The following is a 25,736-nucleotide window of genomic DNA, read 5'->3' on the forward strand; positions in this document are numbered from 1 at the left end:
TCTTTTCATATCTATATAGCTCTATTTCAAATAATAATAACCATCAACAAGTAAATCCAATTTACCGGTATCAGGATCAATCAACATTCCGTGTACAGGGATATGCTTCGGAAGCAAGGGGTGATTGCGAATAATTTCTACACTGTTCTCTACGCTTTGCTTAACATCGTCGAAGCCGGTCAGCCAGCGGGATAAGTTGATACCAGAATGCTTGAGGGTCGAAATGATATCTTCTCCTATCCCTTGGTTCCGTGCTTTATCAATAATTTTTTCTGAATCAAGACCTGTCATCCCGCACTCATAATGTCCGACAACTAGCACTTCATCCGCATTCAGCTCATAAATTGCAACAATGATGCTCCGCATAATATTACCGAAAGGCTGGGTTACAATCGCACCTGCGTTCTTGATCAGCTTGACGTCTCCATTGTGGATGTTCATCGCCTTGGGAAGCAGTTCAACCAATCGGGTATCCATACAGGTCAGAATAACCATTTTTTTATCGGGGAAGCGTGTCGTTCTGAATACTTCATACTCCTTGTTATCCACGAAATTCTGATTATATTCCATGATCTCTTTAACGTTTCTCATACACATTTCCTCCCGTTTATTGGCTTACTTGCTGTCCAACGTGTCGCTTATCGATTAAACGCATCCCATTATTATAAATTTGTTGCCTACTCTTGAGTGTGAAGGCTCTCCTCGAGGAATTATAATCTATGGTCATCTCATTTTCTTCGAAAAAGACAGCCTGTCGGGTCTCATATAATACCGATATAGGCGAGGCTTCTGTCTCAGAATCATTCGATTCTGGGCGTTCCACAATCCATAATTGCGGAACCCCGCTCACCGCACAGCCGCAACCTTCAGAGTCATAGACCAGCTTGATTCGATAAGGGGCAGCAGATGCCTCCGTACCGAGAGCGGCATGAATTTGTGTAACGGCTTCAGATGTAAAAGTAATGTGCATCTTCACTGATTCCTCCTTGGATTCCGTATAACAAATTATTTTACCATAAAAATAGCATAAAGTTGATTCTTATGACCAGAAAAAGTAAGATCAATGGTAAGCAGATTCAATTTGATTGGAGGGACTGAACTTGGGACAATCGTTTGAAGACACGTTGACACAATTCCGCGCTCATGTGAAGAAGATGAATAGCTACGGTGAAGCACTCAATGTGATGTATTGGGATTTGCGGACCGGTGCTCCGCGTAAAGGGATGGAAGCTAGATCAGAGGTCATTGGAGAGCTCTCCGCAGATCTGTTCAAGATGTCCGTATCGGATCAGATGGGCGGTTATTTGGATGTGCTGTTGGAGCCTAACACATTCGAACAATTGGATGCGATTAATCGTAAGATCGTAACGGAATGCAAGAAGGAATATGACCGGAGCAAACAGATCCCCCCAGAGAAATACCAAGCATACGTGGTGCTCACCTCGCAAGCCGAATCCATCTGGGAAGAGGTGAAGCCAAAATCTGATTTTGCAACCTTCAGTCCATACTTAGAAAAAATTGTAGCCATTAACCGAGAGTTTATTGATTTATGGGGGTATACTGGTCACCCATACAATACATTGCTCGATATGTACGAACCCGGTATGACGGTGGATAAACTGGATCAGTTGTTCGGCGAGCTTAGAACCAAGCTGGTACCGCTCGTGTCGGCGATCCAACAATCACCCAACAAGCCGCATCGCTCGTTCTTACAGCAACAATTCAGTATCCAGCTGCAAAAGGAATTCAGTCTATTCACATTGAAGCAGATGGGGTATGACTTTGAGGCGGGTCGACTTGACGAGAGCGCCCATCCGTTCGCCACGGGGCTGAATCCGGGGGATGTCCGGATTACGACGCGGTACTTGCAGAATGATGTTACAAGTGCATTATTCGGTACGATTCATGAAGGTGGTCACGCTCTGTATGAGCAGAATATATCTCCAGATCTGATCGGCACCCCGCTATGTACCGGTACATCGATGGGCATTCACGAATCCCAATCGAGATTCTGGGAGAACATGATCGGCCGCAGTCTTCCATTCTGGAAACAATATTATCCGAAGCTTCAAGAGTACTATCCTGAGCATTTCAGTAAGGTGCCGGTTGAGCTATTTTATCGGGGAATAAATGATGTGAAGCCTTCCTTAATTCGGATCGAAGCAGATGAGTTAACATATAATCTACATATTATGATTCGATATGAGCTGGAGAAAGAGCTGTTCAGCGGTACGATCCAAGTTCACGAATTGCCTGCCGCATGGAATGCCAAATACAAACAATATTTGGGAATCGAGCCGACCAATGATGGAGAAGGTGTCCTGCAGGATGTGCATTGGTCAGGCGGAGCATTCGGATACTTCCCTTCCTATGCCTTGGGCAATATGTATGCGGCACAGATGCGTCACACCCTGCTTGAGCAAATGCCGGATTTCGAACAGAAGATTGAGCGCGGAGACTTGCTTCCGATTAAGGATTGGCTGACAGAGCGTGTGTATAAACATGGAAAGCTGCTTACTCCTACAGAGATCATTGTTCAGGTTACGGGTGAAGAGTTGAATCCAACTTACCTGATTCAATATTTCGAAGGCAAGTACAAGGATATTTATAAGCTGTAACCGCATTACGGTTATGAAAGAGGCGTTACAATGGGCATTCGAGTGATCAAGACAGCCGTAGCAGTCGTTACGGCTGTTTATTTAGCCATGCTGATGTCCTTGCAATTCCCGATGTCAGCAGGTCTATTGGCCATCCTGGGTGTAGAGTCCACGATCCGCAAGGGTGTTGTTGCATCGCTTGAACGATTCGGTGCATCTATATTGGGACTCGTGTTAGCCGCTGTAATGATGAAGCTGTTCGGGTTTCATTATTGGGTAATCGCAATCTATATTCTACTGATTATCCCCGTATTGAACCGCGCCAAATTACATAATGGGTTGGCAACTTGTTCTGTAACGGTCTTCCATGTATTCTCGCTTGGCTATACGAATATGGATGTATTAATTAACGAGCTGCTTCTGTTGATTATAGGACTTGGCACAGCGACAATCATAAATGCGGTCTATATGCCGAATGCGGAACGTTCGCTGCGGCAGAAAAGAACGGCCACCGATTCTCTATTCTCCATCATATTTAGTAAGATCGCTATGCATCTGAAAGATCATGGTTATATATGGGACGGCAGCGAGCTGCTAGAAGCTAGAGCGGTTATTGATGAGGGAGTTGAGCTCGCTAGAAGAGCACAGGAGAATCGCCTGCTTGTTCATGAGGACTTATACTGGACCGCTTATTTTCAAATGCGGGAGCAGCAGCTGGATATTATGGAGCAGATGCTGGGAATGGTGGCGCAAGTATATGAGACACTGCCTACAGGAAAAATAACGGCAGAGCTGTTTGAAGTGTTGAGCGGGGACGTAATGGGAGAATCGTATAAAGGAAATGCTGAGAAGCTGCTGCTTAAGCTGGAGCTCAAGTACAAGAGCATGCCGCTGCCTGTTACCAGGTCGGAGTTTGAAGTGCGGTCTGCCTTATTTCAATTATGCCAATTGCTCCATCAATACTTGAATATAGCGAAGAAAGAAAAGAAACATCGTGGATTTGCCTCAAGTCTTTGAAAAAATGTTGTCACTCTAGACGAATGTCCTGCATACACTTTATTGAATGATTGTATGGAGGAGGTTTAGAGGATGTCGACTACAAGTACAAATACGCGTTGTAGGGAAATTCGCGTTAAAGCGGTTTGCGGTAAAGGTCGTAAGTTTTCGCAGGTCACTCATACGATAACACCGCCACATACACCTACTAGTATTCTTGGCGCTTGGGTGATCAACCATGAATACGAAGCGGTGAAGTCTAGTGACGGCGTCGAGGTAGTGGGTACTTACGATATTAACATCTGGTATTCTTACGACAAAAACAGAAAGACAGACGTTGCCAAGGAAACCATTTCGTTTGTTGAAGCAGTCCCGCTCTCGTATCTGGATTCCAAGCATAGGGCTTCTACGGTAGAGGTATCTGCGGTCGCAACGCAGGATCCTAACTGTGTAGAAGCCAATGTGTCTTCGAGCGGCGGAGGCGTTGTAATTCGCGTAGAGCGCGAATTCAAGGTCGAGATGGTAGCAGAAACAACGGTGTGTGTTGTTGTTTGTGAGAACGGCTGCGATGATTTCTCGGAGAAATCGACTGATTTCAGCGGTGACGATGGCGATTTCGAAGATCTCGATCCTGATCTGTTAGATGATGAACTTGATTAAGGTTTAGTTCATTATATGACGGATTTATGGTTTCGGCAGGGGGCGATAGCCCTCTTTTTTGTTTCGAAATAGGCGTTTGCTGCGGGTGCACGAGCCTGTTTTTTGGGAAAGGAGCGGATAGTGGTGCATACATATTTGTTGTATTCAGAGGAGTCGAAGCCGTATAAGCTGCTTAAACGATTAAACATCCCTCACGGACTTACAATTCCTGGCGGACATACAGACAAAAGCGGTGCGTTAATCATGTGGGGAAGTGATTGTTCAACGATACTCGGCCAGGCCGAGTTTGTCCTCAATCGCCAGTCAATGGCGAGAGGCTGCACGAACAGGGACAAAATGGCAGAGCAGCTGAATATGCATGGGATGACTACGGCATACACTCCTTTCGCGGCAGCCAAGGATAAAGGGTATTCCTTCCATTACAGGGTACCCGTGTTTCATTTGGAGGCGCTGACCCTATTCAGCGGAAAGTCCAATGCTGTTATCCAGTCCCCTAATCGCAAGCTTAAATTAGCAAGAGTCATACCCGTTTATGAGGAAAAAGGACTGGAATCACTTACTAAACGGGAGGCAGCCGCTGTTCTTCAAGCAGTGAAGACGGTATATGCATTAGGGTTGGATTTCGGCGTGGTGGACCTTGCATATTCTGCAGCGGGCGAAGCAGATGTTGTGGCAGTGAACCCCTGTCCGGAGCTCGATGAACGATTAGCTGACTTGTTCGCTCAAGCGATTGAGCGATTCGATCAAGGATGGCGACAGGAGAAGGTACGGAAGGTCCCTGCTGTGCTTGGTGCGGATCCTGAGTTTCTGTTGGCCGATGAACAAGGTCGCATCGTGCATGCCTCCCGATATTTGCCCAAGTACGGAACGGCAGGCAGCGATGTGCTTACGATCCGCGGAGTGCAGAGATTTCCTCTGGCTGAGCTCCGACCTGAGCCTGCTTCGGAGCCTCGGCAATTGATTCGGAATATTCGCAGAGCCATGCTCTACGCAGCTGATCGAATCAAAGACCATCGACTAATCTGGGTTGCCGGAGCAATGCCGGCGAACGGCTTTGCGTTAGGCGGTCACTTACATATGAGCCGAATCTGGCTGAACAGTCAGCTGCTGCGTGCGCTGGACAATTATGTCGCGCTCCCGCTTGTGTTAGCGGAAGAGGCGAGATCGACACGTCGTCGACCTCGTTATGGATTCCTTGGTGATTTTCGCCGTCAGAAGCATGGAGGATTCGAATACAGAACATTGCCAAGCTGGTTAGTATCCCCGAAGATAACGAAGGGGGTAGTTGCATTAACTGCCTTAATCGCAGCGAACTATAGTCAGCTGATTCAGAGACCCTTGGCCCGGTTAGAAGTGCAGAGAATGTATTATGAGGGACGCAAGGAAGAGCTCCTACCTGTTGCACAATCGTTGTGGGTGGAGCTGGAACGATTACCCGATTATGCCTCACTTGCCAATTATCTGGATCCCTTTAAACAGACGATTCTAACCATGCAGTGTTGGGATGAACGAAAAGATTTCCGTCCGGCATGGAAAATACCACCCTTCCTCGAGCAAGTCCATAACCCTGCAATTCATGCTATAATAGGAACCGAAGAAACGAACCTTGCGGGTGGAGGAGAACGATGACGAAGTATACGCCGATGATGGAACAATATTTGTCTGTAAAGGCGCAAGCGAAGGACGCATTCTTGTTCTTTCGGCTAGGAGACTTTTACGAGTTGTTTTTTGAGGATGCCATTAAGGCGGCTCAGGAGCTGGAGATCACATTAACCGGCCGTGGGGGCGGACAGGAAGAGCGCATTCCGATGTGCGGAGTCCCCTATCACGCTGCCGAGAATTACATAGCGAGATTGGTTGAAAAAGGGTATAAGGTTGCGATTTGTGAGCAGGTGGAGGACCCGGCGACCGCCAAGGGGGTTGTCCGTAGAGAAATCGTTAAGATAGTAACACCCGGAACGGTAATGGACGGCAAAGCATTAGGGGAATCCAGGAACAATTTCATTGTCAGCGTATCGGAAGCCGATCAGACCTTCGGTCTGGTTGCCTGCGACTTGACGACTGGCGAATTGTTCGTAACTTCTGTCGAAGATTCGATGGAGGGCTTGATTGATGAATTAAATGTATACTCCCCGTCTGAGCTTATCGGCAGAAGTGATGTGCTCGCGCGAATGAAGGAACATGCAATGGCACAAATGGCACAGCCTTCTGCCAAGCTTCTGACTGTATGGGAGAGCGGTAATGATGAGTTGATACAGGAGCACTTTCCGAGTGAGCAATTGAGTGCGCTGAATGCTGCTTCACTGGACGCGATTAAGCTTCTGATGGGGTACTTAAGTGAGACACAGAAACGTGCTTTATCTCATATCACGGCTATACAGGCTTATGAACATCGCCAATATATGACTTTGGACCCGTTCAGCCGCCGGAATCTGGAGCTGGTCGAGACCGTCCGGGAGCGGACTAAGAAAGGCTCTTTATTGTGGCTGTTGGACCGCACAGTCACGTCCATGGGCGGTCGACTGCTTCGACGTTGGGTGGACAAGCCATTGATGAACAGAGTGAAGATTGAAGAGCGCCTGGAAGCCGTCGATTGCCTCTACAATCAATTGATCGTTCGGGAAGAATTGAGACAGCAATTGAAGGACGTATATGATCTACAGAGGCTTGTTGGCCGAATTGCGTACGGGAATGCTAACGCTCGTGATATGCTGGCCTTGCGCTTGTCCTTAGAGCAGGTGCCGTTCATTAAGTTGAGCTGCGTGAATTCAGGTTCCACCACCTTGCGCAGCCTGGGGGAAGCTTTGGATGAATGTGCTGATATCCGAGATCGGATTACTCAAGCTATTGTCGAAGAACCGCCGGTTTCTACACGCGAAGGCGGCCTTATTCGTGAAGGGTATCACAGTTATCTCGATCAGTTGAAGGAAGCAAGCTCGAATGGGAAGCAATGGTTGGCAGAGCTGGAGAAGCGCGAGCGTGAGCTGACAGGTGTGAAGTCGCTCAAGATCGGCTTCAATAAAGTGTTCGGTTATTACATAGAGGTGTCTCGCAGCAATATTAACCATTTGCCGGAGAACCGATATGAACGCAAGCAGACGCTTGCCAATGCTGAACGCTATGTTACTCCGGAGCTTAAGGAGAAGGAAACGCTTATTCTGGAAGCCGAAGAGAAGATGATCGGACTCGAAGCGGAGCTGTTCCTGGAGCTGCGTCTGGAGGTGGCGACGCAATTGAAGCGCCTGCAGGCGCTCGCTGAGGCGATTGCCACGGTAGACGCCCTGCAGTCGATGGCGGCTGTGAGCGCGGCCTACCGATATACGAGACCGGAGTTGGTCGATCACGGGGCATTGGTGGTTGAGGATGGCCGACATCCAGTCGTGGAAGCGATATTGAAGAACAGCCAATTCATGGCGAACGATACGCGGATGTCGGAACAGGACGGGCATGTGCTGCTCATCACCGGTCCTAATATGGCCGGAAAGAGCACTTACATGCGCCAAGTGGCGACGATCTGCATCATGGCGCAGATCGGCTGTTTCGTGCCTGCCGCTTCGGCGCGCATCCCGCTTACGGACCGCATCTTCACACGCATCGGCGCAGCGGATGATCTGGTCGGCGGTCAGAGCACGTTCATGGTGGAGATGATGGACATTCAGTCGATGACGGCTAAGGCCACATCGCGCAGTCTGGTCATCATCGATGAGCTCGGGCGAGGCACGTCGACCGGAGAAGGGATGGCGATCGCACAGGCCGTCATCGAGTACTTGCATGATCGAGTCGGCTGCCGGACGCTTGTCTCGACGCATTTCCACGAGCTCGCGCATCTGGAAGACACCCTCGCGAGCTTGCGCAATTATTGCATGGCCGTGAAGGAGAGCGGCCAGCAGGTGACGTTCCTGCGCAAGCTGATCCGCGGAGCGGCCAGCACGAGCTACGGCATATACTGCGCCCGCATTGCCGGGCTGCCAGACCCGATCATCGAGCGGGCTTACAGCCTGCTCGGCGATTTTGAAGCGCGGGCCGCTCTGCGGCTGGCCCGCGACGAAGCTGCCGCCGCAGAGGCCCCTCCCGTGGAGGGAGGAGCCTCTGCGGTGCAGCAGCTCAGCTTGTTCGGCGGTGAAACACCGCCGGACAAGCTTGCGCCTGCGGCGGCGGCCGCCAAGGCGAAGCCGCCGCGAGCGGACGCGGCCGCTGAGAAGCTGCTGGAGCAGCTGCGGGCGGCCGACCTGATCAACATGACGCCTATGCAGGCGATGAATTTTCTATTCGACTTGAAGCGTCAAGTCTAGTTTAATTTTATCTTATGCAGTATAAGGAGAGTGCAAACATGCTTAAAGGGCCAAGCAAATCGGCTCGTATCGGGATATATGCAGCTTTGCTCGGGGTGCTGATAAGCGGTATTACCGCTTCCGTTAGCGCTCCAATTACTGCGTATGCTGCGGAAGCGGAGAGTAGGCAGGATGCGCTTAACCGGCTCGGCGAAGTATATGGTGCCCTGCAAAATCACCATGTGAGCGCAGTAACGGATGAGCAGCTGACAGATGCGGCCATTCAAGGCATGATTGCTTCGCTTAACGATCCTTATACGGTTTATTTTACGAAGGCACAATGGGAGCAATATCAGAATGAGCTTGGGATGCGATATGTCGGTATTGGCACCCGACTCTCACAAGATGCCAAAGGCACCCTGATCGTTGAGGTGTTCCAAGGGAGTCCCGCCTTTGAAGCAGGTCTTTTAGCGGGTGATTACATAGTAGAAGTTAACGGCGAGAGCACGGAGACCAAGCTGCTTGACCAGGTTGCAGATGCAGTCAGGGGACTTGAGAACACAGAGGTAAGCTTAACCGTAAAGCGCATCGATAACAGCCTGCTGACCATAAAAGTGAATCGTAGAGCAGTAACGGTCCCTTCGGTTATTAGCCGGGTGCTGAGTGATCGGACCGGATATATTCAAGTGACAGGGTTCACAGACTTGACCGACGAAGATTTCGCAGCCCAGCTCCAACAATTGAAGAAGCAGGATATCGCTCGCCTACTCGTGGACTTACGCAATAATCCAGGCGGCGTACTGGAATCTGCACAGCATATGGCGGAGCAATTCATCCCCCAAGGGACATTGATCCATACTAAGGATCGGAATGGCAAAGATAATCCTGTACTTTTGACGAATGGCCAGTCTGTTAACGTCCCGGTAGTTGTACTCGTGAATGAAGGCAGCGCTAGTGCTTCAGAGGTATTTGCGGGTGCCGTACAGGATTACGGAAAAGCGGCAATCGTCGGTTCTCTGACTTATGGGAAGGGAAGCGTGCAAAGTATATTCAGGCTTTCCTCCGGTGCTGCTGTGAAAGTAACCATCGAACAATATTTCACTCCGCTAGGTAAACCAGTCAACAAAGTAGGAATTACCCCGGATGTATCAGTCGAGGGAAATATCCCGCAATTCATTAGCGCGCTTAGAGCTGCAGGAAGTCCGACGATTAATGTCACCTTGGATAAGAACAGTACTTTGATTAATGGGTTGTCTCTTGCAGAAAAAGGTTCTTTTTTCACGGAATCGGGTGTTCATTATGCGCCTGCCAGACTTCTTGCTTCCCTTGTTGGCGGACAAGTAACTTGGAATGAGCAAGCACAGGCAGTTGTGATTAGCTCCTCAAGCTCTGCGGGTGCAGCCTCCAAGCAGGAAGTTGCTTACAAGGCTAACAATGGATTTGTGAATCGGGATGGTGTGGGATACCTGGACGTAGATTTATTCCGCAAACAATTTCCCGAGCTTCATTACGAAATAGTCGACACTCAAGTTGTTCTAAAGGTGGAGACCGGAAAGGAGAATCGCTGATGGGAATAATACATGTGCTTGATGATCATGTTGCTAATCAGATTGCAGCGGGTGAAGTCATAGAGCGTCCAGCATCGGTCGTCAAAGAATTGGTCGAGAATGCTATAGATGCAGGAAGCAGCCGGATTGATGTGACGATCGAAGAGGGCGGATTGAATCTGATTCAGGTTCTGGATAACGGGTCCGGGATGGAGCCTGTTGATTGCGAGCTGGCCTTCAGTCGGCATGCAACGAGCAAGATTGCTGGCGGAAAGGACTTGTTCCAGATTCGAACCTTAGGGTTCCGTGGAGAAGCCCTTCCGAGTATCGCGGCTGTTGCTAAGGTGTCTTGCACTACTTCAAGCGATACTACCGGCCTTGGACGCAAGCTCACCATCGAAGGTGGAGCTGTTAAAGCTTTTGAAGAGACGGCATCGGCAAAAGGTACTTTGTTCTCTGTTAAAGAGCTGTTCTATAACACACCAGCTCGGTTGAAATATATGAAAACCATTCAAACCGAGCTTGGTCATATTTCTGACTACATGTATCGGCTTGCTATGGCGCATCCTAACATCGCTTTCAGCTTGCGCCATAATGGGAATGAGCTGCTTCGCACGTTGGGGAATGGCGATCGTCTTCAGGTTATTGCCGCCGTTTACGGCACCTCTACTGCAAAAGTCATGCTTCCTGTATCGGGCGACCATCCAGACTATGGCTTACAAGGCTTCGTGTCTAAGCCCGAGCTCACGCGCGCTAACCGCCAAGCGATCAGCTTGTTCCTGAATGGACGGTTTATTCGCAATTATGCGCTCTCGCATGCGATTATGAACGCTTACCACACATTTCTGCCTATTAATCGTTACCCGATAGCAGTGCTCAGCATCAGCATGGATCCTGCGTTAGTGGATGTGAACGTTCACCCATCCAAGCTGGAGGTTCGCTTCAGTAAGGAAGGGGAGCTGATGCAATTCGTTGAAGCTTGTGTGCGGGAGACGTTAGAGCGCCAAGTATTAATCCCTCAAGGTGGAAAGCCTAATTCAGGCATCCACAGTCCGATCAAGGAGCAAGTAGTTCAAGAGACGTTGGAGCTTTATCGCGCGACAGCAGCAGCAGCTCCAGATACGGAATCTAGTGAGCAGCATGTGTCTCCAAGCGCTTACGTCAACAATTCTAGACCTGTCTCAACTGGGCCAAGTCCAGAACTGAGAGCTTATCAAGCTCCGTCACCATCAGGTTCAACTTATGCGACCCCGTCTCGTACAGCTCCACCCTCAACTTCGCAGAATGAATGGTCGTCCAAGCCTAGAACACAGAGCGCACTCACTAGTGAGCAGCTGGCTAGCTTGATGCCTGAGCCTGCAAGTGATAGCATTCCAGCGCTGCCTGCGTTTCCGAAGCTTGAACCGATTGGGCAAATGCACGGAACTTACATTGTAGCTCAGAACGAGCGGGGATTGTTTCTTGTAGACCAGCATGCTGCGCATGAACGTATTCATTATGAGTATTACTATGAGAAATTCGGACAACCTGCTAAGGCAAGCCAAGAGCTGCTGCTTCCCATCACGCTCGAATATACATCCGCTGAAGCAGAAGTAATTACATCCAAACTTCCTTTATTCGAGCAAGTAGGTGTTTACTTGGAGCCTTTTGGGGGTAATTCCTTCTTAGTTCGCTCCCTACCGCATTGGTTTCCAGAGGGTGAAGAGAAGTCGCTGATTGATGAGATGGCGGAGTGGGTGCTGGCGGATAAGAAATCGGTAAATTTGTCCAAACTAAGAGAGAAGGCAGCCATTCTATGTTCCTGCAAAGCGTCGATTAAGGCGAATCAAAACTTGTCGATTCTGGAAATAGAAGCCTTGCTTGATCGGCTCTCGGGTTGCCGCAATCCATATACATGCCCTCATGGACGTCCGATTGTGGTTAGCTTTTCTACATATGAGCTAGAAAAAATGTTTAAGCGGGTGATGTAGTGGTCGTAACCACCTCCCATACTCCTTCTTCAGAATCGATTGCTGCATCGAAGCGAATTGCCGCCGAGATGGGCTGTCGCTGGGTACCTAGAGGAGGCAAATCGATCCGTAAGCTGGCGCAAGCTTATGGATCTTCTCACATTATGCTGCAAGCCGATGATCAGCTAAAGCTGTATATGGACGTCAAGACCGACAAAGATTCCAGCCTAACTCTTTCTGACACCGACAATACGGAACCATCACCGATGTTCTTTCACCCGAGCTTATCCTTCGTTCGGGTAAAGCGGCTGTTGAGAGGCGAGGGAGATGCATTAATAGAATGTTCAGGTGTAGAGCCAGGCGATTCCGTACTGGACTGTACGGCTGGACTTGCTTCCGATTCTATAGTATTCTCTTATGCAGTTGGACCAACCGGACATGTGACTGCGATTGAGAGTGAACCTGCGCTGCATATGTTAATCCGGGAAGGTCTTGCGCGCTATGAAACACATCTTGCTCCCTTCAACGAGGCCATGCGCCGAATTCAAGTCGTGCTTGGCTCACACGTACATCTATTGGAGCAAATGCCGGACCGCAGCGTTGATATCGTCTACTTCGATCCAATGTTCCGCAGTCCGATAGATGATTCAAGCGCCATTCAGCCGCTTCGCCGGTTAGCCAATCACAGTCCGTTGTCCAAAGCTGTAATTGAACAGGCTGCGCGCGTTGCACGCAAACGGGTCGTCCTGAAGGAGCATCGTGACGACGGTGAATTCGAACGTCTCGGATTTGAACGAATGATTAGATCAGGAACCAAAATCGCATATGGAGTGATACAACTTTGATTGACCATGTAACAGTTGCAGGTAAGCCTAAGCTGCTAGTCCTGATTGGCCCAACTGCAGTAGGCAAGACACGTCTTAGCCTGGAGATCGCTCAGAGATTCAATTGCGAGATCATTTCCGGAGACTCCATGCAGGTGTATCGAAGAATGGATATTGGAACGGCAAAAGCTTCCTTGGCCGAGAGACAGATCGTGCCGCACCACATGATTGATATCCATGAGCCGCAATATCCTTTCTCCGTAGCAGAGTTTCAGGAGAGGGCCCGATCCTTGATAAAGGACATCCATGAACGCGGGAGACTCCCTTTTATAGTCGGCGGGACAGGTTTGTATGTTGAATCGGTGTGCAATGATTTCCAGTTCAGTGAATCCGGATCTGACGATGCCTACCGGGAACGGCTGCGCTTGTTTGCTGCCGAGCATGGGGATGCTGCTCTTCATGACCAGTTGATGGAAGTAGACCCGCAATCCGCAGAACGAATACATCCCAACGATCAGCGTAGAATTATCCGTGCGTTGGAGGTTGTTCATCTTACTGGTATAACGGTATCCGAGCAGCTGGCTGCCCAGTCCGGACAGTCCCCCTATGACGTATGTATGATTGGGTTAACCATGGATCGCTCCAAGCTGTACAAAAGGATTGAGCTTCGTATTGATGAGATGGTAGAAGCTGGGTTGTTGGAAGAGGTCCGGCAATTACTTCTCGAAGGCTGCGAACGAAGCCAAGTATCGATGCACGGATTGGGGTACAGGGAGCTGATAAGCTACTTGGATGGGGAATATTCTCTTGATGAAGCTATCCACCTGTTAAAGCGCAATACTCGAAGATTTGCTAAGAGACAGCTGTCCTGGTTCCGCAGAATGAAAGGCATTCACTGGATAGATGTTACAGAGCAATCAAATTTCTCCGAGCATTTGCAAAAAATTAGTGATATAATAACAGGAAAGTTTAATCCACGTAGAGAATATAATTCGTAAGCGGCGCTAACCTTGCGGGAGCGATCTAATATTCAGACCAATTAGGGGGATCCATTATGAACAAGTCGATTAACATTCAGGACACATTCTTGAATCAACTGCGCAAAGAAAGCATCGCTGTAACCGTCTATTTGACCAATGGGTTCCAAATTCGCGGATATATCAAGGCATTCGATAATTTCACGATTATTATTGATAGCGAAGGCCGGCAACAGATGGTATATAAGCATGCGATCTCCACATTCACTCCTCAGCGTCCCGTTTCACTAATGCAGCAAGAAGCTGCTGAATAGTGGGACTTGCCTTTCGCTGACCCGGACGTTATGAAACTTTTCGAATGTATGATACGTTAATAACGTAGTGTGGAAAGCAACCCGATCTTATGGGTTGTTTTTTACTTCTATGGATTTAAGCGAGAAAGGAAGTCGATCAGGATGACAGAAAAGAAAAATTCCAATCGATCAGCTAGCAAAACAAGCAAGAAGAAAAGGAAGAGCTACAAGAAACCCATTCTGATTTGGGTGTTGGTTATTACTGTACTTGGCATTGTCTGTGCACTAGTAAGTTATATGATTATTTTGCTAAGCGGGGAAAAGCATTATCAGATGAATAAAGACAAGATGGAGATGGCGGAAGCAGCGGTCTTCTATGATGTGAATCAGAAGGAAGTAACGACAATGGCTCGCGAGAATCGGGAGCTGGTTACTTTGGCCGAGATGCCGGATAAGCTGCCAAAAGCTTTCGTTGCGACCGAGGATAAACGTTTCTCTGAACATTCGGGGATCGATTTCTTCTCTATTGGACGCGCGATTGTGAAGGACGTGATCCATCGAAGCGCCGTTGAAGGCGGGAGTACGATTACGCAGCAGCTTGCCAAGAACATGTTCTTGAACGCAGACAAGACGATTTTCCGTAAAGCAACCGAAGCCTCCATTGCAATCGCCTTGGAGAATCATAAGACAAAAGACGAAATTCTCGAGATGTATCTGAATCGAATTTACTTCGGCAAATCCGCTTGGGGCGTGAAAGCCGCGGCTAAGAAATATTTCGGGAAGTCCGATTTGAAGCAGCTCGCATTATGGGAAATGGCAACCTTAGCAGCCATACCAAAGGCGCCTAGTAATTACAACCCGCTCGATAATCCTGAGAAATCCAAGGAGCGCCGGGCAGTCGTGCTAATGCTAATGCAAGAGCAAGGATATATTACCGAGCAAGAGAAGGCAGAGGCTGCCGCAAAGGATTATGTAGCTCCTCCGGTAGCTGACAAGATGGACTATGTTACGTACCTCGATTACGCTGTCAGTGAAGCAGTATCGAAGTCAGGATTGACAGAGGATGAGCTGCTTCGCGGCGGTTATCGAATCTACACTACGCTGGAGCCCACTGCTCAGAAGGCCGCTGAGACAGCTTTCAGCAATCCTGATTTCTTCCAAAAGGATGGACCTGAGCAGATCATGCAGGCCGGCATGACGATATTGAATAACAAAGACGGCGGCGTTGTGGCCATGGTTGGCGGTCGCGACTACAAAACGAAGACATGGAACAGAGCGGTTAAGCCCCGCCAGCCTGGCTCCTCCTTCAAGCCTATTATCGAGTACGCGCCAGCACTGGAGTTGAAAGGCTATAATCCCTACACCATGCTTAAGGACGAGAAGGTATCGTACGGGAGTTACAGTCCTAACAACTATGATAATATTTACCTTGGCAACATTAGTATGATGAAAGCAATCGAGAAATCCGCTAATGCGCCGGCTGTCGCGCTTTTGAACGAAATCGGTGTGAGAAAAGCGATGACATTTGCCGAGAAATTCGGGATCACCTTCGATAAAAAAGACGAGAATCTGGCTATCGCCTTAGGTGGTATGACAGTGGGGACATCTCCGTTGCAATTGGCTTCCGCCTATACGACTTTTGCCAACAACGGACAGTTGAATCCGACCTATTCGATTGTCAAAATACTGGATAAAGACGGCAAAGAAAAGTATAAGTACAAGCCGGATAAACCTAAGCAGGTCATGAGCGCGAAGAATGCTTATTACATGACATTGATGCTGAAGAATGCTGTTGATGTTGGTACGGGTACCAATGCCAGGATGAATCGTCCTGTCGCAGGCAAGACTGGTTCGACACAGCTCGATCTCGAGGGTCTGAAGCAGTATTATCGTGATGTATGGTTCGCCGGCTACACGCCCGAGTGGACTGCAGCTATATGGATGGGGTTCGATACAACGGATTCCAAGCATTTCGTTAATGGAGGCAGCGGTCGACCTGCTGCTCTGTTCAAGGAAATCATGACCAAGGCTTTGGCTGGCAAGCCAGTAGGACAGTTCCAGAAGCCAAGCGGTGTGCCAGATCTGAATGAAGCGCCTCCTGGAGTAACCGATCTGACAGCAAGCTACGACCCGAATAAGAAATCCGTAAAGCTGAATTGGACAGCGCCTAAAGGCGAGAAGCTCACGTATAGTGTCTTCCGCAAAGCCGCCAAGGATACAGAGTATGGAGAAGCTTTCCCATCGGCAACGACAGAGTTTAATGATATGACAGTTAAACAAGGGGAGACTTATCAGTATTACGTTGTAGCGGTTAGCTCAGAGAATAATCAGGAGAGTTCTAACTCTAACGTAGTTACCGTGTTGACAGAAGGGGCTACAGCTAGCCCGAGTCCTAGCGCAACGCCTAGTCCGAGTCCTGGAGGCTCCGGCTCACCAGGTCCCTCGACAAGCCCTAAGCCGACGACAAGCCCAAGCGGTAGTCCGGGGTCCAGTCCGACTCCAACACCAAGTAAAACGCCTGGTGCAAGCCCTAGTCCGAGTCCAACCTCAAGCCCGAGTCCGAATCCGAATTCGAATCCGACTGCGAGCCCAAGCCCTAGTCCGAGCGCATCACCTCAGACAGGGAGTTTACCAAACAATAATGCGCCAAGATCCTAAATTCAGGGTCCGGTTACGAACAATATCCAATAAGAAAGTTTAGGTGACAGGAATGAACAGAAAGGTTAAGAAATTAAGCTCAGTATTGGCGATCACAGCGTTATGCGCAGTCATAGCGGCATGCGGTAACAAGCCGGATAAAGATGCAACATCGGGAGGAGGGACGCCTACGGCGTCTCCTTCTGCCACAACATCAGTGAAACCGTCAACAACCCCTTCAGCATCTCCTGGAGCAAATGCCGGAACATCTAATAAGAAGTCTTGGACTTCTGCTCCGGCCATGACAATCGATGCGAAGAAAACATACGAGGCGACCTTCGATACGAATAAAGGGTCGTTCAAAGTAGCGCTATTCGCGGATTCCGCTCCTAAGACGGTTAATAATTTCGTGTTCTTAGCCAAGGAAAGCTATTATAACAATGTTGTGTTTCATCGGATCATGAAAACCTTCATGATTCAAACAGGCGATCCAACCGGAACAGGCGGCGGTGGACCCGGATACACCATTCCGGACGAGCTGAAGAGCCCTCATAAATACGAATTGGGCACTGTGGCTATGGCCAAAACGACCCAACCGAATTCTGGAGGCAGTCAATTCTTTATTTGTGTAACCAATGAATGCGGTGGTTTAAATTCATCTCCTAATTACACTATTTTCGGTAAAGTGTCGGAGGGATTGGAGAATGTGCAGAAGATCGCCTCAACACCTGTAAAAGCAAGTGCAACTGGAGAAGCAAGTGTTCCGACTGAGGAAGTGAAGATCAAGAGTATTACGATAAGCGAAAAATAAAATGTTGCTATAGAGGAGGCTTGTTCGTGATTCGTAAATATGCGGACCGCGCCAATTGGGGAAGAATATTGGAGAGACAATTCAATGTATTTTCCAAGAATTCTATCGCTTTCAGCGGGCATATGACGCTATTCGAGATGATAAGGGTGAGAGAGCCATTAATCGTGAACTACCCTTCGGGTCCATTATGTATAGTGAATAATGGGTACAAGTGGATTCAGCATTTTCCGGATCATGCAGGATACATTCTGACTTCTGTGTATGATTCCGAGGACCGGATTGTCCAGTGGTACATCGACATATGTAAAGCTCATGGAGTAACAGAAGCCGGAGTGCCCTGGTACGATGACCTTTATCTGGATATCGTCAAGCTGCCGACAGGAGATTTATTCTTGCTAGACCAAGAAGAACTGGAAGAGGCGTTGCAGCAAGGGATCGTGAGGAAGGAAGATTACGATTTTGCATGGACAACGGCGCGATTGGTCATGGATGAGTGCAAAAGCGGCTCGTTCGATCTGACTCTGATCGCTGAGAAACATCTGAATGAATGGCTGGAAGTATTATGAGTAAGTCTTCTATGTATCGGGGGACAGTGTCCAGTTCTCGAAGAAACAGAGGTAGAGGACGGGGGAGATCGTCTCTGCTCCTGAGACTTTTGTTAGTCTTCCTTCTGCTTGGAATGGGATGGGTAGCGATCATTCAGTACAAGATACACAATGCTCCTCAGTCAGGGAATTCAACCCATGCAGATGTCGGTATTGTGCTTGGCGCTTCACTTTGGAACAACGAACCCAGTCCTGCGCTTCGTGAGAGGCTGCAGCGAGCACTGACTCTTTACGAGAGTGGACAAGTAGACCGGTTGATTGTAAGCGGGGGGCTGGATTATAACGGCTCTACCCTATCGGAAGCGGAAGGAATGCGTAATTATCTCGTACAAGAAGGCGTACCGGAGCAAGCCGTTGTTATGGAACCGCTCGCTCGCAGTACTTACGAGAACGTTCTATTTTCTAAGCGAATCATGGATACGAATAATTGGAAGACTTCTATATTAATAACCCATGATTATCATGCAGCCAGATCCTACAACATTGCACGTTTTCTCAAGATGCAAGCTCCTACAGTATCGTCTATGAATTCGCAGGTGATGTGGATGCCTTGGCATAAAGCGAGAGAAACACTAGCTTTCACCAAGTGGGAGCTGGATAAGCTTCGGCTGAGATTAGGCGGTTCATAAGCTTATGATGGCTGATGCGGAGCCGAGCGGTAGTGGTATCCGTAAGCTTTTTCGAAGCCTAGTTTGCTATAAAGTCTCTGTGCGGTATCGTTACTGGCTAACACCTGCAAATATAAGTGCTTGGCTCCTTGATCAAGGCTCCAACATGCAAGTTTGTGTATTAACTGAAGGCCTAATCCTCGTCTACGGAACAAAGTGTCCGTTGCGATGTTGATCAAGCCCGCCCAATCTGATTCTTGAACAGCAGTTCCAATGGCGGCAATTTGCTTGGTTACGGGATGTTTGGCGGAAGCGAATATTGTGTTGCCTTCAATCCGATGCATCATCTGTTGATAGGCCGTAGAACTATTTAGATCAAATTGTTCAATCTGCATGAATGCCGATGTCCATGGGGGATCTGCTTTATTCTGCAGCGATAGCTCAAAGTCAAAAGCATCATCAAGGTTGACGCGAGATACGACCTTTTCACAATCGGCTACCATCAGAATTGTCTCAGACTCTGTTGTGAATCCGAGCTGCTCCAAATGATCATCTAATCCCTGCGGGCTGGAGATGCTAATATGGAATCGCGGAGGAAGGTTGTGTGAACGGTAGAACTGCTCTACTGTTGTTAACCAATCAGACTCACTAGGATAATCACCTACGGCTAGAACACTGTTTGCTCTTCTGGAGCTTAACGAAGGATTAGCCCTGAGCAGCCAATGATCGAGCGGTTGTGTATATTGCGGAGGCCATGTTCTAGCTGCTTGCCGATCGAGCATTTGATACGTTTGCAAAGAAAACATTTCTAGTATACTCCCTCCTTTCAGGAAATCCATATTTTTCTATTACGAATTATAATACATAAACATGAATAAATATACAATAAAAAATTTTTGTTTGTTGTTTATTTATTAACAAGTCTGGGACAACCCAGGCTTGTTTTTTTTGGTAAAAACAATCATAGGACAAGGAAGGAGCTGGTAAAGTAATAGTCAGAGGGATGTGAGGTGATTCCATTGAGCAGTCGTGTTGTGGCCCCTGAGTCCAAATCAGGCATGAAGTCTTCCAGGCAGATTAATGTCGTGCTGCGCAGTCCTAGTCCAACGATGCCTATTGATCCGGAGATTCCTACTCCCAATCGAACCTTCACCGGGACCGGTCCTTTTGCAGATGTTATTAAAGATTTGGACCGTATGGTTGGGCTGGAGCATGTCAAAGAATTGATTTATGAAATTTATGCGCTGCTGCAGATCGGGCAATATCGTACAGAGGCCGGTCTGTTGTCGAATCCGCAAGCTTATCATATGATCTTCAAAGGAAATCCTGGGACGGGGAAAACGACGGTTGCGCGCATTGTAGCCAAATTGTTCCAGTCGATGGGCCTGCTTCAGAAGGGTCATTTAATCGAAGTCGAGCGAGCTGATCTGGTAGGAGAATATATCGGTCATACAGCACTTAAGACACGTGAGCTAGTCAAAAAAGCAATGGGAGGCGTCCTGTTTATCGATGAGGCATACAGCCTGGCGCGTGGCGGTGAGAAAGATTTTGGCAAAGAAGCCATTGATTGCTTGGTTAAAGCAATGGAAGACCATCGGGATCAATTCATCCTGATTCTAGCGGGCTACCCTGAAGAGATGGATCAGTTTATGGCTACTAATCCAGGCCTGCCCTCAAGATTTCCAATCCAGCTTGATTTTGAAGACTATAGTGTTGATCAATTGCTGCAGATCTCGGATCAAATGACCAAGGAGAAGGAATATGTGCTGCTCCCGCAGACGGCCGCCAAGCTTAAGCAGCATTTGACGGAAGAGAAGAGCGCTTTCTGGCGTTCATTCAGCAATGCAAGATATGTGCGCAACTTACTAGAGAAATCGATTCGTCATCAAGCTGTACGATTAATAAATACTTATACAACAACCGCTCCATCCAAGCAGGAGTTGATGTCTATTCGTCCTGAGGATCTGAGGTGGTCTAAAACTTAGTTAAGTTATTGGTTGATGAAACCTTGTCTGTTGGGCAAGGTTTTTTCTGCGTAGTTAGACAAGGGAATTTGCTGTACAATGGGTGTATTCAACTCAAATATAAAGTAGATAGAATGGGGAGAGCGGAACGATGCTGCGTGCGGTTGTTTTTGATTTTGACGGATTGATTCTGGATACGGAATCGAATGAATTGAAAGCTTTTCAAATGGTGTTCGAAGAGCATGGTCATGTACTAACGCTGGAAAGCTGGTCTGGGTGTGTAGGCACGGATCTTTCTATCTATAACCCTTACGATCACCTGAATCAATTAGTGGGATATGAGTTGGAGCGTGATGCGGTTCGTGCCAAGCATAAATCGAACTTTGCGAAGCTGATGGAGAAGGAACTCATCCGCCCCGGTGTAGAAGCTTATTTGAAGGAAGCTCAAGCTCTAGGTCTTCGGATTGCGCTTGCCTCCAGCTCATCTCGCCAATGGGTGACTGGATATTTAGCTCAGCACGGATTGTTGGATTATTTTGAGACTATTCATACGAAGGATGATGTCGAGAAAGTTAAGCCTGATCCGGAGCTTTACCGGCGTGCTGTGGAGTCATTAGGAGTACTTCCGTCCGAGGCGCTTGCTTTTGAAGATTCTCCGAACGGTTCACTTGCTGCTCATCGGGCAGGTCTCCATTGTGTTATCGTTCCTAACTGGGTTACGGAGACGCTGCCGTTCGGCCAACATAATCTTCGTCTTCTTTCGATGGAGGAACGTTCTCTTGCCGAAATAATTGAAATCATAAATCATGCTTGCTAACAGCCTTGAAATGGTATAAGATGTAAAACAAAATGAAGCATTATTTCTATATATAATTGCAATGAGGAAGAAGAGTAAGCAGAATATACACTCCAGAGAGCTGATGGTTGGTGCGAATCAGCGTGTTAAGTTCTGACGAATGGGCTTCTGAGCATCTGAACCGAAAGTGTCCTCTTTGAAGGCTCACAGTAGGCTTCAGCGAACGTCTCATCGTTACAGGAGACACGTATTCGGTCTGGATGGATTAAGGGACCCGATACGGTAAAGCGAGTCCGACTTTGCGGACTAATGAAGGTGGTACCACGGGGTTTCCCGTCCTTGAACTTAAGGACAGGGCCCCTTTTTTGTATTCAAATATTGCTTTTACATTAATTCTGAAGGAGTGTGGTTGCATCATGAAGGATGGTTGGCGATGGCTACCGTGTACGCAATTTGAAGTTATCAAACAAATCTATTTATGGAGGGATTTCGATGGCTAGTCCAACACTTGTATCCGGAATTCGGTCAACAGGAGAACTGCATCTTGGCAATTATTACGGGGCATTAAAGGGGCTTCTAGACGCCCAAGAACAGTATAAGGCGTATTATTTTATTGCTGATTTACATGCGCTGACCACGCATCCTAAATCGGAAGACAGGACCAAGAATGTAATTGAAATTGCTAAGGATTATATCGCAGCAGGTCTTGATCCGCAGAAATGTGTGTTCTACGCACAGTCGACGCTTGCACCTGAACTTGCCGAGCTGCAGCTATATTTAAGCATGATTATGCCTCTTGGTGAGCTGCTTCGCTGCCCAACCTTTAAGGAAAAGGCCAAGAAACACCCCGATAATGTTAACTATGGTTTAGTCGGCTACCCTGTGTTAATGACTGCCGATATTTTGATCCATAAGGGGAGCTTGGTCCAGGTGGGGGAAGATCAGCTCGCTCATCTGGAGATGGCGAGAACGATGAAGCGACGTTTCAATCAATTGTACGGTCCAATATTTCCTGAGCCACAGCCCATGCTTGAGCATGCAGTGCGAATTCCATCCCTGTCTGGTCAGGGGAAAATGAGTAAGTCAGATACACCATCGACATATATCAGTATGAAGGATGAGAAGGAAGTAGTTGATGGGAAGATCAAGAAGGCTTATTCAGATCCGACCAGGGCATATCTTCATCAGCCAGGCACACCGACTTTGGACGGCTGCAATGTGTACCATCTTCATACTTTTTTCAGTACGGAAGAGACAACAAAGACAATTGCATTGCAATGCCGAAGCGCAGAAATCGGTTGTGTTCAGTGTAAAGCAGGGCTAGCGGAGTCCATTAATACTCTTGTGCAGCCTTTTCGAGCCAGGAGAGCTCAATTATCGGAATCTTACATTCACGATGTATTACTTGAAGGGCATCAACTAGCGAAACAGTCTGCGCAAGAAGTGATCTCTGAGGTTCGTGAAGCGATGAATCTTAGAATGCTGTAAGCTTACGATTGGATATTTTACTAGAAAAAGCAGAACACTTGTGCGCATTGGATAAAAAGGATACAATGAGGTTTGATGTACAATTGCTATATCTTGTCGGAGGAGTGAAAGAAAATGCCCGTTCAAATTCGTTCGGTTGTCCCCAAGCAACTATTAACTCCTACCGGCGGTTACTTAACTGGATATAGTCACACCTTGAATCCTTATTCCGGCTGTGCCTTTGCATGCTCATACTGCTATGTTCGCCGTATGCCTGTAGCCTTGTTCCGTGCTGAGGAGTGGGGAACATGGGTTGATGTGAAGGAGCAAGGTTCTGAGCAATTGCTTCGCGATCTTCGGAAGGCCAAGAAGAAAGGGCCTGTTACCATATTCATGTCAAGCGCAACAGATCCTTATCAGCCTGTAGAAGCGAATGCCAAGGTGACCCGATCTTTTCTTGAAGTAATGGCAGAAGAGCCGCCGGATTTCTTGCTTGTACAGACAAGAAGTCCTCTTGTAACCCGGGATATTGATTTGTTGATTCGGTTAGACAGGCGAGTACGTGTGAGTATGACGGTTGAAACCGATCTTGAGGATGTCCGTAAAGTATTTAGTCCGGCGGCTCCTCCGCTTGCAGGAAGATTGAGAGCACTGCGTGAATTGCGTGAAGCGGGTATTCCTACCCAAGCTGCAATATCGCCAGTCTTACCAAGCTCGCAAGCATTCGCAGAAAGGCTTGCAGCTGTTACCGACCGGGTGTGCGTGGATGATTTCTTCATGGGCGACGGCAGCGGCGGCAAACGTACCAAGTCACTTCAAATCCATGAGCTTTTCGAGCGGATAGGGATGGAGGATTGGTATGACAAGGCAGCTTATATCGGGGTTTGGACTCAGATGCGAGAACGATTCGGAGAACACAATGTATATCTTAGCCGGGAAGGATTTCTGCCCTGATCATTTGGTGAAACAATATTTCATGACAATCACTGGAAATAGTTATCTTACTATGATATAGTGAAAAAGAACTATATCATTAGTTCGGTTGACCTATATTGGCAAACTTGCTGAAAGGCAAGGACGCAAAGCCTCAGATCTAAGGTTCCTTCGGAACTATGATAGCTGGGTTGCCGGAAACAATGATTTGTTTTCAATGCAAACCCAGCTATTCCATCCAATGGAATAGCTTTTTTGTCTAATTCTTAGATCTCCGTCGGAAGGAGCATGATTGATGGTCAAAGCGAAGTTCGGTTCCATCTGGAAAAGGTTTTTCCCTCATGACGGTTTGGAGGTGTTGGCGGGACCCCTTGTAGTCTTCGCCGCTAGCTGTGCCTTTGCCTCTGTTTATCAGTCTTGGTTCGGGCTTAGTATAGCCATCCTTTTCTCCTTACTATTGATTCTGCTATTCCGGACCCGAACCTCCATCGTTATGTTGTATTCGTTAGCAAGTACTGTGTTATTGCTCTTACTGGTCGTGTTTCCAATCATTCAATTGTATTGCTTCCTTCTTGTCTTATACCCCATTTTGCTTTGTTTTGCATTGCTTGTGCCTGATCCCAGATTTACTTTCGCTGCAGGGTTATTGTCGGCGATCTCGCTAATACGCTATCAAGGTCAAGTGGATAACACTGAACTTTGGGCTAATGTTATTGCTGTCCTGCTTAATGCTCTGGTGTACTCCTTATTAACCCGAATGATGCGGAAGTTATTGAAGGAGCGCAATGAATACCGACAATTGTCTATGATTGATTCATTAACAGGTTTGTCATCCCTCCAACAGACATTGATCTTTGGTCAACATCTTATTGTTAAGGGACATAGAGTCAGGGTCATTCTTATAGATCTGGATCATTTTAAGCAAATTAATGATACTTATGGCCATATGATCGGGAATAAAGTAATTGTCTACTTTGCCTCGCAGCTCAATAAGATGATGGAAGGGATTAACGGAATCGTCGGTCGCTTAGGCGGAGATGAATTTGTGATCGTGTTGGAGGACACTGAGGACAACTCAGATGTTCTGGCAAGAATCGAGGCCCAATTGAATCATAGCCAATATGTTTCCAGCAGCGAACAATATCCAATCAAGTTGTCATTCTCTATTGGTGATACTGTATCAGATCCAAACACAATAACAAATATCGAACAATTGATGCATCATGCCGATTTGAATATGTATGAGTATAAACGCAGGAAGCGTATAGCCAGCAAGCAAGGTAAGTCCGATCAATTATTCGATCATAATCCAGATCCTATCGCAATTTTTGATAGTGAGGGTATTATGTTGGAGCTAAATCCTGCCGCACAAAAGTTAATTGGTTATACGAACGAGGAGTTCAAAGGGCTTCCTTACTTCAAACTGATTGTCGAAGAAGATCAGAAGGCTGTGATTGAAGGATTCAACTCAACAATCACCAGCGGCAGTCCCAGCCATTTTGAGATGAAGATCATCTCCAGGAATGGAGCTCTGATTCCCCTCCGTGTTGTCGTCATACCGATCACAGTTGGGTACAAGATTGCAGGTTATTACGCCTTAGGGCAATACATATTAGAAAGCAAGAAAGTGGAGAATGAGCATCCCCATGTCTTGACGTTCAGCATATAATAACTTTTAATGGCCGTCACTTTGACGGTTTTTTGTTCTGGAATGAAAGTTTTCAAGGCATTGTGGTACAATATAACAAGTTTGATGCAGAACAGTTACGAGTATATGGTGTGGCTTTGGGTCTGAATCTGT

The 25,736-nt window shown here is 47.6% G+C and carries 22 protein-coding genes, 1 riboswitch and 1 other annotated feature; of the genes, 19 read left to right on the top strand and 3 right to left on the bottom strand.

Features of this window, described 5'->3' with window-relative positions:
• Nucleotides 1-21: 21 nt before the first annotated feature.
• Nucleotides 22-591: a beta-class carbonic anhydrase gene (locus tag AC58QD_RS04800; RefSeq protein WP_497330577.1), complete on the bottom strand. Its 570-nt coding sequence runs from the start codon at nt 589-591 to the stop codon at nt 22-24.
• A gap of 16 nt (nt 592-607) precedes the next feature.
• Entirely contained in the window at nt 608-970 is a 363-nt protein-coding gene (locus AC58QD_RS04805) for an iron-sulfur cluster biosynthesis family protein (protein ID WP_497330579.1), read from the bottom strand.
• Nucleotides 971-1,100: 130 nt separating this feature from the next.
• Between AC58QD_RS04805 and AC58QD_RS04810 the strand changes: the two genes are divergently transcribed.
• From AC58QD_RS04810 to AC58QD_RS04875, 14 genes are all read left to right on the top strand, one after another.
• The gene (locus tag AC58QD_RS04810) at nt 1,101-2,618 is read left to right on the top strand and encodes a carboxypeptidase M32 (RefSeq protein ID WP_497330581.1); all 1,518 of its coding nucleotides are present in this window, start codon (nt 1,101-1,103) and stop codon (nt 2,616-2,618) included.
• A gap of 30 nt (nt 2,619-2,648) precedes the next feature.
• Nucleotides 2,649-3,614 carry an aromatic acid exporter family protein gene (locus AC58QD_RS04815; RefSeq protein WP_497330583.1) on the top strand — a complete coding sequence of 322 codons (966 nt, stop codon included), beginning with the start codon at nt 2,649-2,651 and terminating at the stop codon, nt 3,612-3,614.
• 72 nt (nt 3,615-3,686) lie between these two features.
• Nucleotides 3,687-4,253 (top strand): outer spore coat protein CotE, encoded by a 567-nt coding sequence (cotE, locus tag AC58QD_RS04820; protein ID WP_497330585.1) that lies wholly within the window; start codon nt 3,687-3,689, stop codon nt 4,251-4,253.
• Between the two features lie 123 nt (nt 4,254-4,376).
• A complete protein-coding gene (locus tag AC58QD_RS04825) occupies nt 4,377-5,882 on the top strand; it encodes a putative amidoligase domain-containing protein (protein ID WP_497330587.1) in 1,506 nt (501 codons plus the stop codon).
• The gene (gene mutS, locus AC58QD_RS04830) at nt 5,879-8,545 is read left to right on the top strand and encodes a DNA mismatch repair protein MutS (protein ID WP_497330589.1); all 2,667 of its coding nucleotides are present in this window, start codon (nt 5,879-5,881) and stop codon (nt 8,543-8,545) included. Before AC58QD_RS04825 ends, mutS begins: the two co-directional genes overlap by 4 nt.
• Nucleotides 8,546-8,583: 38 nt before the next feature.
• Nucleotides 8,584-10,092, top strand: coding sequence for a S41 family peptidase (locus AC58QD_RS04835; RefSeq protein WP_497330591.1), 1,509 nt, complete (start codon nt 8,584-8,586; stop codon nt 10,090-10,092).
• The gene (gene mutL, locus AC58QD_RS04840; RefSeq protein ID WP_497330593.1) at nt 10,092-12,041 is read left to right on the top strand and encodes a DNA mismatch repair endonuclease MutL; all 1,950 of its coding nucleotides are present in this window, start codon (nt 10,092-10,094) and stop codon (nt 12,039-12,041) included. The genes AC58QD_RS04835 and mutL overlap by 1 nt, the downstream gene beginning before the upstream one ends.
• Nucleotides 12,041-12,865 carry a class I SAM-dependent methyltransferase gene (locus tag AC58QD_RS04845; protein ID WP_497330595.1) on the top strand — a complete coding sequence of 275 codons (825 nt, stop codon included), beginning with the start codon at nt 12,041-12,043 and terminating at the stop codon, nt 12,863-12,865. Before mutL ends, AC58QD_RS04845 begins: the two co-directional genes overlap by 1 nt.
• A complete protein-coding gene (gene miaA, locus AC58QD_RS04850) occupies nt 12,862-13,842 on the top strand; it encodes a tRNA (adenosine(37)-N6)-dimethylallyltransferase MiaA (protein WP_497330597.1) in 981 nt (326 codons plus the stop codon). Before AC58QD_RS04845 ends, miaA begins: the two co-directional genes overlap by 4 nt.
• Nucleotides 13,843-13,898: 56 nt before the next feature.
• Nucleotides 13,899-14,135, top strand: coding sequence for an RNA chaperone Hfq (gene hfq / locus AC58QD_RS04855; RefSeq protein WP_497330599.1), 237 nt, complete (start codon nt 13,899-13,901; stop codon nt 14,133-14,135).
• A gap of 141 nt (nt 14,136-14,276) precedes the next feature.
• Complete coding sequence (locus AC58QD_RS04860; RefSeq protein ID WP_497330601.1) at nt 14,277-16,772, top strand: transglycosylase domain-containing protein; 2,496 nt, start codon at nt 14,277-14,279, stop codon at nt 16,770-16,772.
• A gap of 52 nt (nt 16,773-16,824) precedes the next feature.
• Nucleotides 16,825-17,562 (top strand): peptidylprolyl isomerase, encoded by a 738-nt coding sequence (locus AC58QD_RS04865; RefSeq protein WP_497330603.1) that lies wholly within the window; start codon nt 16,825-16,827, stop codon nt 17,560-17,562.
• Between the two features lie 26 nt (nt 17,563-17,588).
• Nucleotides 17,589-18,128, top strand: a complete 540-nt coding sequence (locus AC58QD_RS04870; protein ID WP_497330605.1) for a ribonuclease FAU-1 family protein — start codon at nt 17,589-17,591, stop codon at nt 18,126-18,128.
• A complete protein-coding gene (locus AC58QD_RS04875) occupies nt 18,125-18,796 on the top strand; it encodes a YdcF family protein (RefSeq protein ID WP_497330607.1) in 672 nt (223 codons plus the stop codon). The genes AC58QD_RS04870 and AC58QD_RS04875 overlap by 4 nt, the downstream gene beginning before the upstream one ends.
• 2 nt (nt 18,797-18,798) lie before the next feature.
• Here AC58QD_RS04875 and AC58QD_RS04880 read toward each other — a convergent pair whose 3' ends face one another.
• Nucleotides 18,799-19,581, bottom strand: coding sequence for a GNAT family N-acetyltransferase (locus AC58QD_RS04880; protein ID WP_497330609.1), 783 nt, complete (start codon nt 19,579-19,581; stop codon nt 18,799-18,801).
• Between the two features lie 213 nt (nt 19,582-19,794).
• Here AC58QD_RS04880 and AC58QD_RS04885 point away from each other — a divergent pair, with 213 nt between their 5' ends.
• From AC58QD_RS04885 to AC58QD_RS04905, 5 genes are all read left to right on the top strand, one after another.
• Nucleotides 19,795-20,760, top strand: a complete 966-nt coding sequence (locus AC58QD_RS04885; protein WP_497330611.1) for an AAA family ATPase — start codon at nt 19,795-19,797, stop codon at nt 20,758-20,760.
• A gap of 130 nt (nt 20,761-20,890) precedes the next feature.
• Complete coding sequence (locus AC58QD_RS04890) at nt 20,891-21,556, top strand: HAD family hydrolase (protein ID WP_497330613.1); 666 nt, start codon at nt 20,891-20,893, stop codon at nt 21,554-21,556.
• A 52-nt stretch (nt 21,557-21,608) separates the two neighbouring features.
• Nucleotides 21,609-21,879, top strand: a binding site (T-box leader).
• Between the two features lie 148 nt (nt 21,880-22,027).
• Complete coding sequence (gene trpS, locus AC58QD_RS04895; RefSeq protein ID WP_497330615.1) at nt 22,028-23,023, top strand: tryptophan--tRNA ligase; 996 nt, start codon at nt 22,028-22,030, stop codon at nt 23,021-23,023.
• A gap of 114 nt (nt 23,024-23,137) precedes the next feature.
• A complete protein-coding gene (locus tag AC58QD_RS04900; protein ID WP_497330617.1) occupies nt 23,138-23,956 on the top strand; it encodes an SPL family radical SAM protein in 819 nt (272 codons plus the stop codon).
• A 90-nt stretch (nt 23,957-24,046) separates the two neighbouring features.
• A riboswitch (cyclic di-GMP riboswitch) is annotated at nt 24,047-24,134 on the top strand.
• Nucleotides 24,135-24,230: 96 nt separating this feature from the next.
• Nucleotides 24,231-25,604: a diguanylate cyclase domain-containing protein gene (locus AC58QD_RS04905; RefSeq protein ID WP_497330619.1), complete on the top strand. Its 1,374-nt coding sequence runs from the start codon at nt 24,231-24,233 to the stop codon at nt 25,602-25,604.
• Nucleotides 25,605-25,736 lie beyond the last annotated feature (132 nt).

Source organism: Paenibacillus sp. J2R1T-4 (assembly GCF_059692235.1).